Source organism: Marinobacter sp. ATCH36, assembly GCF_023555055.1.
Taxonomy (GTDB): Bacteria; Pseudomonadota; Gammaproteobacteria; order Pseudomonadales; family Oleiphilaceae; genus Marinobacter.
The window spans coordinates 519,187-532,260 of sequence record NZ_JAMJPL010000001.1 but is presented as its reverse complement, the minus strand read 5'-3'; the positions used below and the strand labels follow the sequence as shown (position 1 = coordinate 532,260).

The window sequence follows — 13,074 nt, the reverse complement described above, 5'->3', positions numbered from 1 at the left end:
GAGGCGATATGAACTTTGATCTGACCGAAGAACAGCAAATGCTGAACGATTCCCTGCGTCGCTTCGTGGCCAACGAGTACGGCTTCGAGAGACGACAGGAAATCATCCGTTCCAGTTCTGGTACCGACAAAGCCACCTGGTCGGCTTTTGCGGAAATGGGGCTGCTGGGCTTCACCTTCCCCGAGGATTTTGACGGCCTGGGCGGTAATGCCATCGACACCATGGTGGTGATGGAAAACGTCGGCCGCGGCCTGGTTGTAGAGCCTTACCTGGCCACAGTTGTGCTAGCCGGCGGGCTGATCCGGGATGCCGGTAATGATGCCCAGAAAGCCGACATCCTGCCGGGCATCGCCAGTGGGGAAAGGCTCCTGGCGCTTGCGCACTACGAACCGGGCGCCCGCTACAACCTGAGCCACGTGCAGACCACCGCGCGCAAGGATGGCGACCATTTCCTGGTCAGCGGGCAGAAAACCGCTGTGCTGCACGGCGGCCAGGCAAACCAATTGGTTGTATCCGCTCGCACCAGCGGCGGAATCAGCGATGAAACCGGGTTATCCCTGTTCCTGGTGGATGCCAGCGCCAAGGGCGTGCAGGTAGAGGACTTCACCACCCACGACGGCCACCGAACCGCTGAAATCAGCTTTAACAACGTTACCGTCAGTGCCGACAACCTGATTGGCACCATTGATGACGCCTTTTCCGCGATTGAAAAAGCCGTGGACCTGGGTATTGCGGCCCTGTGCGCGGAGGCGGTCGGCGCCATGGAAGCCATGAACGCGGCTACCCTGGAGTACATCAAGACCCGCAAACAGTTTGGTGTGCCCATCGGCAAGTTCCAGGTGCTGCAGCACCGCATGGCCGACATGTTTATCCAGACCGAACAGGCCAGAACCATGGCGATCCTCGCCGCCAGCGAGGCTGATTCGAACGACCGCGCCAGCCGTCGGGAGGCCATCTCCATGGCCAAAACCCTGGTGGGTCAGGCCGCGCGGTTCGTGGGCCAGGAAGGGGTACAATTGCACGGTGGCATGGGCGTGACCGACGAGATGTTCGCCGCCCATCTGTTCAAGCGCTTGACCCTGATCAACCTGCTGTTCGGTGATGCCGATCACCACCTGGCAAAGGTCAGCGACGGCCTGCTGGCCAGGACGGCCTGAATTCCCAAGGAGAGCACCATGAGCGTAAAACAACTACTGGATCTGACCGGCAAGGTCGCCTTCATCACCGGCGGCTCCCGCGGCCTCGGCCTGCAGATGGCCGAAGCCCTAGGTGAGCTGGGGGCAAGAATCGCCATCAGCGCCCGCAAGCAGCATGAACTGGACGAGGCCAAGGCGCACCTTGAAGGTCAGGGCGTGGAAGTGATCACCATTGCCGCCGACCTATCCGACCTGGAAGGGATTCCCGGCGTGGTGGATCAGGTGGTCAGCCAGCTTGGCGACATCGATATCCTGATCAATAACGCCGGCGCCACCTGGGGTGCCCCGGCCGAGGATTACCCGGCGGAGGGCTGGATGAAGGTGATGAATCTCAACGTCAACGCCTCCTTCTTCCTCACCCAGACCGTGGGCAAACGCTGCATGATTCCCCGCAACACCGGCAAAGTGATCAACATCGCCTCCATTGCGGGCCTGTCGGGCAACCCGGAAGGCATGAAGACGATTGCCTACAACACCAGTAAGGGCGCCATGGTGAACTTCACCCGTGCTCTGGCGTCCGAGTGGGGCCATTACAACATCAATGTGAATGCGCTTTGCCCGGGCTTTTTCCCGTCCAAGATGTCCCAGGGACTGCTGGATGCCCAGGGTGAGAAAATGCTGGAGCGCATCCCGCTGAATCGCTTTGGTGGCGAAGAGGACCTCAAGGGCGCCGCGGTGTTGCTGGCCTCCGAGGCCGGGCGGCATATCACCGGGCAATGCCTGGCAGTGGATGGTGGCACGTTGGTCAGTTAACCGCGCCCCAATGGTCGGTCACAGGCACTGGCTGACCTGCTCCGGGTCCAGGTTGCCACCGGTAATTATCAGAACCGTGGTCCTGTCCGGAGCAGGCGGGACCTGGTTTTCCAGTAACGCCGCCAGGCCCGCGCTGGCGCCGGGCTCGACGTAGAGCCGGGCCTCAGTCAGCACGCGGCGAGTAGCTTCCCTGATACCCGCCTCGGTAACCGTCACGATACGGTCCACCACCTGGCGTGATTACTGGCCGATAGCGGCATCCAGATCAGGTACATTCAGCAGCGGCGTTTCGCCCAGTTGCGGCCGGATGCGCTGCTCCGCTGCCAGGATATGGTCCAGGCCGGGAAGGGTTGGTTTGGTCATGGTGCGTGCTCCTGTTGTTCCCGTATGCAAACCATGGTGCAGGAACGACTGGCTATCAAGATACATCGACCAAACGGAATCGGATGCACAAACACACATTTTGCTTAATGCCCAAATTGGGTATAATGTTACCCAAATTAGGTATTAATCTGAATGAACTCGATAACACGGGTGGCCCTCGATGTCGTCAAACTCCAGCCTTGCGGATGCCTTGTTTTCAGGCACCCGACAAAAAGTGCTTGGCCTCCTATTCATGCAGCCCGATCACGACTTCTCACTAGCCGAATTGATCGAACGCGCAAGGGCCGGCTCCGGGGCAGTTCAACGGGAAATAGGCCGATTCGTGGACAGCGGGCTGGTCACTGTCGAAGTCAAGGGGCGCCAGAAGCGTTATAGAGCCAATCAGGAATCGCCCATCTTTCCGGAATTGTGCTCTCTGGTTGCAAAAACCCTTGGGCCGGCTCAAGTGGTCAAGGATGCTCTGAGCGCCATGGATAGTGAAATCGATGTAGCACTGGTTTTTGGTTCCGTTGCCAAGAATACAGATCGGGCGGACAGCGACATTGATCTGATGCTGGTTTCCGATACCCTGACCCTCGAAGAAGTGTTCACGGCACTGGAGCCCGTGGAGAGAGAGCTGTCACGGCCCGTAAACCCTGCGCTCTATACCCGGCACGAATTTGCGAAGCGCCGTGCCAACGATAATCCATTTATCAGAAAGGTACTGCATGGACCGTACCTGTTATTGAAGGGAATCATTGATGAACAAGGAAGCACTTGAGAATCTGGTCAACATCCGCAAACTCCATCACGAAGCGACTGACACCAGCGAAGTAAATGGCCTTATCCAGTCCGGTAGCATTCGACTGCAAGACGCACAGTTGGAATCACTCAGCTTGGAAAGCCGCTTTGATCTGACCTACAACGCCGCTCACGCGCTGTCACTCGCAGCCCTGCGTCATCTTGGTTATCGCTCTGACAATCGATACCTCGTTTTTCAATGTCTGCAGCACACACTCGACCTGCCCTCTGCAAAGTGGCGCATTCTTGATCAAGCACATCGCAAACGAAACCTGGCGGAATACGAAGGGCTTGTCGATGTGGTTGAGTACTTTACAGTACTGGCGCAGCTTCACCCAGATCTACAGTCTCGGGCTCACACACATACTGCGGTGCATCAAACCGCCGCGTCTGCTGGCGGAACTGCCAGGTAAAGCCCGGCCACAGGGTGGTGTTCTTGCCGTTCTCGTTTACATACCAGCTCTTGCAGCCGGTCTGCCAGACCGAGTCACCGAGCTTGGCGTGAATGGAGGCGTTGTATTGGCTCTGGGCGTCTTCTTTTACTTCCACGCTCTTCCAGCCGTGCCTGTCCATCTTCTTCAAGGCGTCCAGCACGTATTGGATCTGGCTTTCGATCATGATCACCATGGAGCTGTGGCCAAGGCCGGTGTTGGGGCCCATCAGCATAAAGAAGTTGGGAAACCCGGCGATGGTACTGCCCTTGTAGGCTTCGGCGCCGTCTTTCCAGGCATCCAGCAGGTCCTGGCCATTGCGGCCGAATACCATGCCGGCGGGCATCGGGTCCTGGGCGCGGAAGCCGGTGCCGTAGATGATGCAGTCCACTTCCCGTTCGTTGCCATTGTTATCGACAATCATGTTGCCGCGTACTTCACGAATGCCATTAGTGAGCACGCCCACGTTGTCCTGGGCCAGGGCCGGGTAGTAATTGTTGGAGATCAGTACCCGTTTGCAGCCGAAGTGGAAGTCCGGGGTGACCTTTTTGCGCAGTTCCTTGTCCTTGATCTGGTTGCGGATGTGGCGGCGGGCCTGTAACTCACCAATCTTGAGGATGCGAGGATTACCCACAAAGCCCAGCACACGAGCTTCCAGCATCCAGTAGATGCTTTGGCGGAAGGCATTCAGGGTTTGTGGGAACCTGCGGAACATCATTCGTTCCAGTGGGCGGATCTCACGGTCGGGCTTGGGCACAATCCACGGCGGGGTGCGCTGGTACAGGTCCAGGTGGGCGGCGTCTTTGGCTACTTCCGGCACAAACTGGATGGCCGAGGCGCCGGTGCCGATCACGGCAACCCGCTTGCCTTTGAAGTCGTAGCTGTGGTCCCAGTCCTGGGAATGGAAGCTTTTGCCAGTGAAGGTGTCGATGCCTTTGAGGTCCGGATAGGCCGGGGTACTCAGGCCGCCCATGCCGGAGACGACGATGTCTGCCTTGAAGGAGCTGAATTCGGGCAAACCCTTGTCCCTGCGATTGAGCTTGTCGCCGGGGTTCAGGCCTTTGTCCTGCATATAGGCCCAGAGTTTGGGGCTGTCGCAGGTTTCTACGGTCCAGCTCTGGTTTTTTTCGTCGAACCTGGCGCCGGCTACGTGGGTGTTCAGTTTGATATGTTTCGTCAGGCCGTATTTTTCGGCGCAATGGCGCAGGTATGCCTGGATTTCTTTTTGCTGGGCGAACATCCGGCTCCAGTTGGGGTTCTGTTCGAACGAGAAGGAGTAGAGGGCAGACTGGACGTCGCAGGCGCAGCCGGGGTAGTGGTTCTCATGCCAGGTGCCGCCGATGTCGTCGCTTTGTTCGAGGATAACGAAGTTGTCGTAGCCGGCTTCCTTGAGTTTGATGCCCATGCCCAGGCCGGAAAATCCAGTGCCGATGATGGCGATTCGTGCTGTCTGACTCATGTTTCTACCTCGTTGTTCGCTGGCCTTTTGGCCTTGCCTGTTGTTGTGTGTTTCGCCATGATGATTGGCGGTATACACATGTATACACAACGAAGTAGACAGCTGTATACTTCCGGTCAGCTGGATCTGGCTGATTGGCCTGGTTTGATAAACGACTGTCCTCTTTGTCCTTCTATTTGGGAGTTTGGGGCAATTGGGGAGGCCTTTCCGAAACACGCTCCTTCGGCACATCCATGTGACGCTTGAGCTCCGCCATCCTTGGCTCTGCACAGTTTCGGAAAGGCCTCCCCAATTACCCCTTCAAACCAAGGTGATATTTCATGACTGTTTTGACTGGCGGCAAACTGAAGCTGATACAGGCTGCGCTGAGGCTCATAACCCAGAGCCGCAGCCTGTCCTCACTCGGGCTCAGGGAACTGGCCCGGGAGGCCGGGTTGAACCCGAATACCTTTTATCGACATTTCAGGAACCTGGACGAGTTCGGGTTGCAGGTGCTTGGTTACATAGCCGAGGACATGAAAGCCGGGGTACGGGAGTTGCGGCGGATGGCGGAGTCGTCGGAGCAGGCATCCCATGACACGGTGGCTTTTGTGTACCACTACTTTCTGACAAACCCGGCCGCAACCACTGTTGCCGTTCGGGAACTGCATGGGCCGTCGGCTTTGCTCAGAAAGGCTCTCGAATCGCAATTGGAGGCCAGTGCACGGGAGATGGCGGAGGACATTATTGATCGGCAGCTGGTCAGTGCCGTGGCGCCGGAGACGATTCATGAGATTTCCCGTATGACCATTCGCTACATCCTGTTCCGATCGATGGATTACATTGACAAGCCCGGGCAGCGGGAGGTCATTCAGCAGGAGACGGAGCGGTTTATTAACCGGCAGTTCCGGGGTGCAATGCTGGATGATATGTCTGAGGAAGACATGGCGACCCTGCTGCGATCGTGTTCCTGAGTTTCGTTTTAACCTTCCGTTTTTCGGGCAGATCCGGGATCTTGCACTAGTATGTAGGTATCCAGGCATCTGGTTCATCGGGCAATCCGGAGGACGAAACAACAATGAAAATCGGTATCCCCAGGGAAATATTCGAGGATGAGCGGCGGGTGGCCGCCACGCCGCCCTCTGTTCACAAACTCATCGGGCTTGGTTACGAGGTGTTGGTCGAGGCCAGTGCCGGCGAAGCCGCAAACTATTCAGACGAGGCCTACGAGAAAGTTGGGGCGGCCATCGCCGCCGATACCAAATCTCTGTGGCAGCAAGCGGATTTCATCCTGAAAGTCCGCGCCCCGATGGAGAATTCCACGCTCGGGAAGCACGAAGTGGACCTGATGAAGGAAGGGGCGTTTCTGGTCAGTTACATCTGGCCGGCACAGAACCCGGAGCTGCTGGAGAAGCTGGCAGCGCGGAAGATAACTTCCTTTGCCATCGACAGCCTGCCCCGCATCAGCCGTGCCCAGAAGATGGATGCGCTCAGTGCCATGGCCAATATTGCCGGCTATCGGGCGGTGATTGAGGCGGCCAATAACTTCGGTCGTTTCTTTACCGGCCAGGTAACGGCAGCGGGCAAGGTGCCACCGGCAAAGATCATGGTGATCGGCGCCGGGGTGGCGGGCCTCGCTGCGATCGGCGCTGCCAACAGTATGGGCGCCATTGTGCGGGCCTTTGATACCCGGCTGGAGGTAAAGGAACAGGTCGAGAGCATGGGCGCCGAGTTTCTGGAGCTGGATTTCGGTGACGAGGAAGGCAGCGGCAGCGGCGGCTATGCCAAGCAAATGAGCGATGAGTTCATCAAAGCGGAAATGGCGCTGTTTGCGGAGCAGGCGGAAGAGGTGGATATCATCATCACTACTGCGCTGATTCCCGGCAAGCCCGCGCCTAAACTGATCACCGCCGACATGGTGAAATCCATGAAACCCGGCAGTGTGATTGTCGACCTGGCCTCCGAGCGTGGCGGCAACTGCGAGCTGACCGAGCCAGGCAAGGTCGCCCATCACCACGGCGTAACATTGATCGGCTACACCGACCTGCCCAGCCGGATGTCCAAAGTGGCCAGCGATCTCTACGCAACCAACCTGTTTCACCTGTTGACAGAGCTGACCCCCGAGAAAGACGGCCAGCCCGTGGTGAACATGGACGACGACGTGATCCGTGGCCTGACCGTGGTTAACGGTGAGGACGTCACCTGGCCACCACCCCAGCCGGAAGCACCGGTCAGCCCCAAACCGGCGCCGGGCACGGAGGAACCCTCGGCGGAACAGAAAGCGGCCGCGAAAAAAGCCGCTGACCGTCGCAGCCAGATCGGCAAAGGCATCCTGCTGGTGGTAACAGCCCTGGCACTTTACGGCGTTGGCGCCCATGCGCCGGAAAGCTTCCTGCAGCACTTCACGGTGTTTGTGCTGGCCTGCTTTATCGGCTGGCAGGTGATCTGGAACGTGACACCGTCACTGCACACGCCCCTGATGAGTGTCACCAACGCCATCAGCGGCATCATAGTGATCGGTGCCATTCTGCACCTGGCCCAGGCGGAGAACCTTGCCGTCGGTATCATGGCCTTTGTCGCGGTGCTGATTGCCAGCATCAACGTGGGGGGCGGCTTCCGGGTCACCCATCGCATGCTCAAAATGTTCCGCAAGTAGGAGGCGCTCGATATGAGCACAGGATTGGTGAGCGTGGCCTACGTGGTCGCAAGTATCTGTTTTATCCTCAGCCTGGGCGGTCTCAGCCACCAGGAATCGGCACGGCGCGGCAACTGGTATGGCGTCGCCGGCATCATCATTGCGGTAGGAGCAACCCTGGCCAGTGTCGGCGACGGTGGCATTACCGCCATCGTGATTGCCGTGTTGGTGGGTGCTGCAATCGGGATTCCCATCGCCAACAAGGTGGAAATGACCCAGATGCCGCAACTGGTGGCCCTGCTCCACAGCTTTGTGGGTCTGGCCGCGGTTCTGGTGGGCTTCTCCGGCTATATCGAGCCATTGATCGCAACCGCCGGCGCGGAGCACACCATCAAACTGGTGGAGGTGTTTGTGGGCATCTTTATCGGTGCCGTGACCTTTACCGGGTCGCTGGTAGCCTGCGGCAAGCTGGACGGCCGCATCGACAGCAAGGCCCTCACCCTGCCCGGCCGGCACCTGATGAATCTGGCCGCGATCATCGCCTGCGTATTCCTTGGCGCCTGGTTTCTGGGCACCGATAGCATGGCGTTGGGAATCATTGCTCTGGTGATTATGACGGTCATCGCCTCGGTGCTCGGCATCCATCTGATCATGGCAATCGGCGGGGCCGACATGCCGGTGGTGGTATCCATGCTGAACAGCTACTCCGGTTGGGCTGCGGCTTCCATCGGCTTCATGCTGGGCAACGATCTGCTGATTGTTGTTGGTGCCCTGGTGGGCAGCAGCGGTGCCATCCTCAGTTACATCATGTGCAAGGCCATGAACCGGTCATTTATCAGCGTGATTCTTGGCGGCTTCGGCCAGACCACCAGCAGCTCCGCAGTCGCGGATTCCGACCAGACGGTGCACGAATCCACCGTGGACGATGTCTGTGAAGAGCTGCGCAACGCCGACTCGGTAATTATTGTGCCGGGTTACGGCATGGCGGTGGCCCAGGCCCAGAACGGGGTCAGCGATATGACCAAAATACTGCGGGACCGGGGCGTGAACGTGCGTTTCGGCATTCACCCGGTTGCTGGCCGGCTGCCCGGGCACATGAACGTGCTGCTGGCGGAGGCCCACGTGCCCTATGACATTGTGCTGGAAATGGACGAGCTGAATGCGGACTTCCCGGACACTGATGTCGTGTTGGTGATCGGTGCCAACGACACCGTGAACCCGGCCGCCGCCGAGGATCCGGGGAGCCCCATTGCGGGCATGCCGGTACTGGAGGTCTGGAAAGCCCGGCAGGTAGTTGTCCTCAAGCGCGGCATGGCCACCGGTTATTCCGGCGTGGAGAATCCACTGTTCTTCAAGGACAACACCCGCATGTTGTTTGGCGACGCCAAGGAAAGCATCGACAAGCTGGTGGGCGGTTTACGGGCCTGAGTAGTCAGGCCTCCCTGGCAAAAAACCGTTCGATCTGCCGGGCATGGCTCTGGCCATCCCGGTAGCCTAGTTGGATCAGATCGCGGCAGAAGCGCTTGTCGAACAGCAGGAAACTGGCAAGGTTAGCGCTGGAAAACGGCGCCGTATCCGACGCCCCGGTCAGCCGCCTCAATACAAGCGGCATCGCATCAATGTATTTCATCGCCAGATCGTTAATGGGTTCGGAGGGTGAGATTTCCAGAATTTCCACAGGGCTCAGGCCGAGCCCTGATTCCTCCAGCCTTTCCTCGGGTATCAGCTCCAGCAGTCGGTTGATCAGCCGTGAACGATCGATGTCATAGTCAAGTGTGTCCAGGAACATGCCGTTAAACACATGGGCCAGCACCTGAGTCAGAGTGGGCATTCCGGGCTTGTCCGGACGCTCCGGCGGGCACATGGCGTTGGCGCTGACGCCGATAACCAATACCTTGTGCGCTCCCAGCCGCAACGCCGGACTGATGTGGGCCATTTGCCGGGTAACACCGTCTCCAAAGTACTCACGGTTGATTTTAACCGGCCTGAACAGGGTGGGAATCGCAGAGGAGGCCATGATGTGATCTATCGTCAACTCCGTGCGGGTGCCACCGCGCTGCCCTACCGACCAGCCCTCCAGCCCCTCGATACCCTCAAAGAAACAGATGTTCTGCCCGGACGCATAGCCACAGGCATTCAGGCCTACCGCGTCGATGTGACCTTCCCGGATTGTATTGCGAATGCTCTGGAGGTCAATTTCCTGCTCCAGCATCTTTCGCAGTGGTGAATTGTTCAGAAAAGACACCGGCCCGGTCTCGATCGGTCCGCTGATCATTTTGCGGGCAACATTGCTGAAGCCGCGCATCAGGTTGATTGTGTCGGCCCGGAACACCCGTTCCATGGCCAGCTCTGACCAGATTTTTTCCAAGTGGTCGATATTGTGGCGGAAAAGACCGCGATTACCCGCCAGAGCCATGGCATTGATCGCGCCGGCTGAGGTACCGACAATGACATTGAAGGGGTGGCTCCAGTCCGGATACATATCGGCGATGGCACGCAGAACGCCAACCTGGTAAGCCGCCCTGGCGCCGCCACCGGTCAGCACGACACCGGTCTTTCTCACACTGCTGTCTCAGGCATTTGCGCGCTGTCAGTCAAGCCTGCTTCATCCGTCGGCGCTTGCTCGCAAACGGATTGTTGAAGCTGGAGTCATGCCCCTGCAGTTTGGCTTCCGGGTGGTTCTTCGTCATCAGCTCCTTGACCTTGGGAATATGTTCCTTCGGTGAATCCACCATAATCAGGTATTTTCCCGCTTCAATGTCGTCGTGGAAGGGCTCGATCCGGTAGTTCTCTCCCTGGATCCCGCCAAAGCCACCAACCCAACCGCCGGCAACAACCACGAAGATAAACAGGGCAATCCAGGCAGCCGCAGGCATATCCAGAACGTTCAGCAATGCCAGTGGAAGTATGAATGCGAGCGCCAGGATACACCCGATGATGGCCCCACGTTCCACATAACGGGGCAGGTCCGTGCGGTCAAGGATGGAGGCTGAGTGAAGCTGGTGGGTGTAAAGGCCGGCTTCATCCTTGCTGACAATATGAAACCGCCAGTCGGTGACGCCGTGCTCGTGAAGGTCGTCGGAAATTTCCTTCGCACTGTCAATCGAAGATACCAGATAGAATAAACGTATCACGGTGTTTCTCCTCTTCCGCCAATGAATAAGGCGATCCTCTTATGACAATCTAGTTCAAAATCTCCGATTTTACGTAATTCGGGCCAGCATTACTGGCCCCGCGAGCACAATTCCCCAGGCAACCAGGGCGAGAAAGCCATCCTTCGAAATCATCGCCAGACCAAAGGTCATAAGCGCCAGGCCGGCAATACTGGCACTGAAAGGCACGATCTCGGTTGCCGGCATAAACGCCGATATGACCATACAGGCCAGAGCCATCACGTAAAGCCCGGGGCCTTTGACCAGCAGCGAAAATCGCGGGCGAATCATCCGGTCAATCGTCCGGGCAGTCGGGCGCAACAGCTCCAGCCCCCGAACCAGCTTCTTGCGCGGCACCTGACGATTCACCAGCCAGTGCGGCAGCCAGAAGTGCCTTCGCCCAACAAGGATCTGTCCCAGAGTTAAAAACATGACGAGCCCCATCAGAGTCGGCATTCCCGGCAGACCACTCAATGGAGTCACCAGAATCAACCCTACGAGAAGCACTACCGGACCAAACGTCCTGCGCCCTACCGAATCCATCATTTCGCCGATGGAAACGTGAGACTGGTCGGCAGCCCCGGCTTCTATCCGATCCAGCAGTTCCCCTATATCAGCCGGATCACGCTGGTCATCCATTTCCACTAACTCCGGATAGTCCGACACTTATTCGGTGGTGTTATAGACATAGGAAGACACGGTACCATCCTGATTGAACCGCACGACCAGATCTGTCGTTTCGGCATCACCAAAGGCGGACCAGCGGTACTTGCCATAAGTCCAGGTACGTTTGCCATCCTCAACACCGGTGCGCCACGGCTCACCAAACATTTCCTGGATATCCGAGCGCGTGGTCTCCCCGATCTCGATCTGGTCAATGTTGTGAGTGGCGAAATCCTGACCCACAGTGGCACAGCCTGCAAAAGTTAATGACAACGCCAGCAGAACAATGGCAGAAAAAGATTTTATGGAACTCATGGTGTATCCCTTCTGTTATTAGCAGGATCATCAATCATACGGGTTTTGGAGGCAGGTTAAATTACAACACGGACAGGCACACAAAAGCCCCGGCGGTTAGCCGAGGCTCATCATCAACATATTGTTTACTCAGTAAAGCTTTGCCAACGACTTCTTGGCAAACGGCTCTACTTCAGCAATGCGGCCTTCCTTCACTTTAACCAGCCACTCCGGGTCCTGCAGCAGTGCGCGTCCCACTGCAATAAGCTCGAACTCGTTGTTGTTCATGCGCTCAACCAGTTCGTCGATGCCGGACTGCTCTACCGCTTCCTTCTTGCTGGCAAAGGTGCCGCTGATAAAGTCCTCCGTCAGGCCCACGCTGCCTACCGACATCGTCGGCTTTCCAGACAGTTTCTGGGTCCAGCCCGCCAGATTCAGGTTTGAGCCTTCAAACTCCGGCTCCCAGAAGCGTCGTGTGGAAGCGTGGAAGATATCGACGCCAGCTTCGACAAGTGGCTTCAGGAACTGTTCCAGTTCTTCCGGCGAATTAACCAGCTTAGCTTCGTAGTCCTGCTGTTTCCATTGTGAGAAACGCAGCATGATCGGAAAGTCCGGGCCCACACGAAAACGGACGGCTTCGATGATTTCCACCACAAAGCGCAGACGGTTTTGCATACTGCCACCATACTCGTCGTCACGCTGATTGGTGCCTTCCCACAGGAACTGATCCAACAGATAGCCATGGGCACCATGGATCTCAACACCGTCAAAACCCAGGGCTTTTGCGTCCTGCGCTGCATCGGCGAAAGCAGTGATCACGTCGTCAATGTCTTCCTTGCTCATAGCTTTACCGTTGGGCTTACCCGGTGCGAACAGACCAGACGGGCTGTAACCGGGCACTTTCGGATCGGGCTCCGTGCCTTCCTTGCGCACTGCGCCCACATGCCACAACTGCGGAAAAATCGCACCGCCGGCTTCATGAACCGCGTCCACTACATCCTTCCAACCGGCAAGGGCTGTGTCACCGTGGAAAAACGGGACATTCGGATAACCGTTGGCGCCGGGGTGATTCACCGTCGTGCCCTCGGTGATCAGCAAGCCAACGCCCCCTTCGGCACGGCGGCGGTAGTAGTCCACCACCTGCTCATTGGGCGCATTGCCCGGGGAGAAGTTGCGGGTCATCGGAGCCATGGCAACGCGATTGCGCAGGATCAGGTTATGGATTTCAAACGGCTCAAACAAAGGGCCAAGATTCATGCTCATGGTAATTCGCAACCTCACTAATCTGGTTTCTTTACGCAACTCTATTAAATCTGGTTTTAAAATGCAACCCTATTCGGTAGACTGC

Annotated in this window: 15 protein-coding genes; 7 read left to right on the top strand and 8 right to left on the bottom strand. The window is 57.7% G+C overall.

Going from position 1 to position 13,074, the window contains the following annotated elements; translation table 11 throughout:
* Window positions 1-8: 8 nt before the first annotated feature.
* Window positions 9-1,157, top strand: coding sequence for an acyl-CoA dehydrogenase family protein (locus tag M8010_RS02350; protein WP_250087748.1), 1,149 nt, complete (start codon window positions 9-11; stop codon window positions 1,155-1,157).
* Window positions 1,158-1,175: 18 nt separating this feature from the next.
* Window positions 1,176-1,949, top strand: coding sequence for an SDR family oxidoreductase (locus tag M8010_RS02345; protein ID WP_250087740.1), 774 nt, complete (start codon window positions 1,176-1,178; stop codon window positions 1,947-1,949).
* Between the two features lie 18 nt (window positions 1,950-1,967).
* Here M8010_RS02345 and M8010_RS02340 read toward each other — a convergent pair whose 3' ends face one another.
* Both M8010_RS02340 and M8010_RS19920 read right to left on the bottom strand, forming a co-directional pair.
* Window positions 1,968-2,165 carry a hypothetical protein gene (locus tag M8010_RS02340; protein WP_250087738.1) on the bottom strand — a complete coding sequence of 66 codons (198 nt, stop codon included), beginning with the start codon at window positions 2,163-2,165 and terminating at the stop codon, window positions 1,968-1,970.
* 24 nt (window positions 2,166-2,189) lie between these two features.
* Window positions 2,190-2,312, bottom strand: a complete 123-nt coding sequence (locus tag M8010_RS19920; RefSeq protein ID WP_284047933.1) for a hypothetical protein — start codon at window positions 2,310-2,312, stop codon at window positions 2,190-2,192.
* 181 nt (window positions 2,313-2,493) lie between these two features.
* Between M8010_RS19920 and M8010_RS02335 the strand changes: the two genes are divergently transcribed.
* A complete protein-coding gene (locus tag M8010_RS02335) occupies window positions 2,494-3,093 on the top strand; it encodes a nucleotidyltransferase domain-containing protein (RefSeq protein WP_250087728.1) in 600 nt (199 codons plus the stop codon).
* A complete protein-coding gene (locus tag M8010_RS02330; protein WP_250087726.1) occupies window positions 3,074-3,526 on the top strand; it encodes a hypothetical protein in 453 nt (150 codons plus the stop codon). Before M8010_RS02335 ends, M8010_RS02330 begins: the two co-directional genes overlap by 20 nt.
* Here M8010_RS02330 and M8010_RS02325 read toward each other — a convergent pair.
* The gene (locus M8010_RS02325) at window positions 3,426-5,003 is read right to left on the bottom strand and encodes a flavin-containing monooxygenase (RefSeq protein WP_250087724.1); all 1,578 of its coding nucleotides are present in this window, start codon (window positions 5,001-5,003) and stop codon (window positions 3,426-3,428) included. The two genes, M8010_RS02330 and M8010_RS02325, sit on opposite strands and share 101 nt — an antisense overlap.
* Window positions 5,004-5,323: 320 nt before the next feature.
* Between M8010_RS02325 and M8010_RS02320 the strand changes: the two genes are divergently transcribed.
* The 3 genes from M8010_RS02320 (at window position 5,324) to pntB (ending at window position 9,045) form a co-directional block, all read left to right on the top strand.
* On the top strand, window positions 5,324-5,956 hold the full coding sequence (locus M8010_RS02320) for a TetR family transcriptional regulator (RefSeq protein WP_250087716.1): 633 nt from the start codon (window positions 5,324-5,326) through the stop codon (window positions 5,954-5,956).
* A gap of 104 nt (window positions 5,957-6,060) precedes the next feature.
* Entirely contained in the window at window positions 6,061-7,638 is a 1,578-nt protein-coding gene (locus M8010_RS02315; protein ID WP_250087706.1) for a Re/Si-specific NAD(P)(+) transhydrogenase subunit alpha, read from the top strand.
* A gap of 12 nt (window positions 7,639-7,650) precedes the next feature.
* Entirely contained in the window at window positions 7,651-9,045 is a 1,395-nt protein-coding gene (gene pntB, locus M8010_RS02310; RefSeq protein WP_250087703.1) for a Re/Si-specific NAD(P)(+) transhydrogenase subunit beta, read from the top strand.
* Between the two features lie 4 nt (window positions 9,046-9,049).
* On the opposite strand, the gene M8010_RS02305 is transcribed toward pntB, so the two are convergent.
* The 5 genes from M8010_RS02305 to M8010_RS02285 form a co-directional block, all read right to left on the bottom strand.
* A complete protein-coding gene (locus tag M8010_RS02305) occupies window positions 9,050-10,180 on the bottom strand; it encodes a patatin-like phospholipase family protein (protein WP_250087702.1) in 1,131 nt (376 codons plus the stop codon).
* A 31-nt stretch (window positions 10,181-10,211) separates the two neighbouring features.
* Window positions 10,212-10,751: a hypothetical protein gene (locus tag M8010_RS02300; protein WP_250087701.1), complete on the bottom strand. Its 540-nt coding sequence runs from the start codon at window positions 10,749-10,751 to the stop codon at window positions 10,212-10,214.
* Window positions 10,752-10,820: 69 nt separating this feature from the next.
* The gene (locus M8010_RS02295; RefSeq protein WP_250087694.1) at window positions 10,821-11,408 is read right to left on the bottom strand and encodes an exopolysaccharide biosynthesis protein; all 588 of its coding nucleotides are present in this window, start codon (window positions 11,406-11,408) and stop codon (window positions 10,821-10,823) included.
* Window positions 11,409-11,435: 27 nt separating this feature from the next.
* The gene (gene bamE / locus M8010_RS02290; protein WP_250087689.1) at window positions 11,436-11,747 is read right to left on the bottom strand and encodes an outer membrane protein assembly factor BamE domain-containing protein; all 312 of its coding nucleotides are present in this window, start codon (window positions 11,745-11,747) and stop codon (window positions 11,436-11,438) included.
* Window positions 11,748-11,876: 129 nt separating this feature from the next.
* Window positions 11,877-12,989, bottom strand: coding sequence for an NADH:flavin oxidoreductase (locus M8010_RS02285; protein ID WP_250087688.1), 1,113 nt, complete (start codon window positions 12,987-12,989; stop codon window positions 11,877-11,879).
* Window positions 12,990-13,074 lie beyond the last annotated feature (85 nt).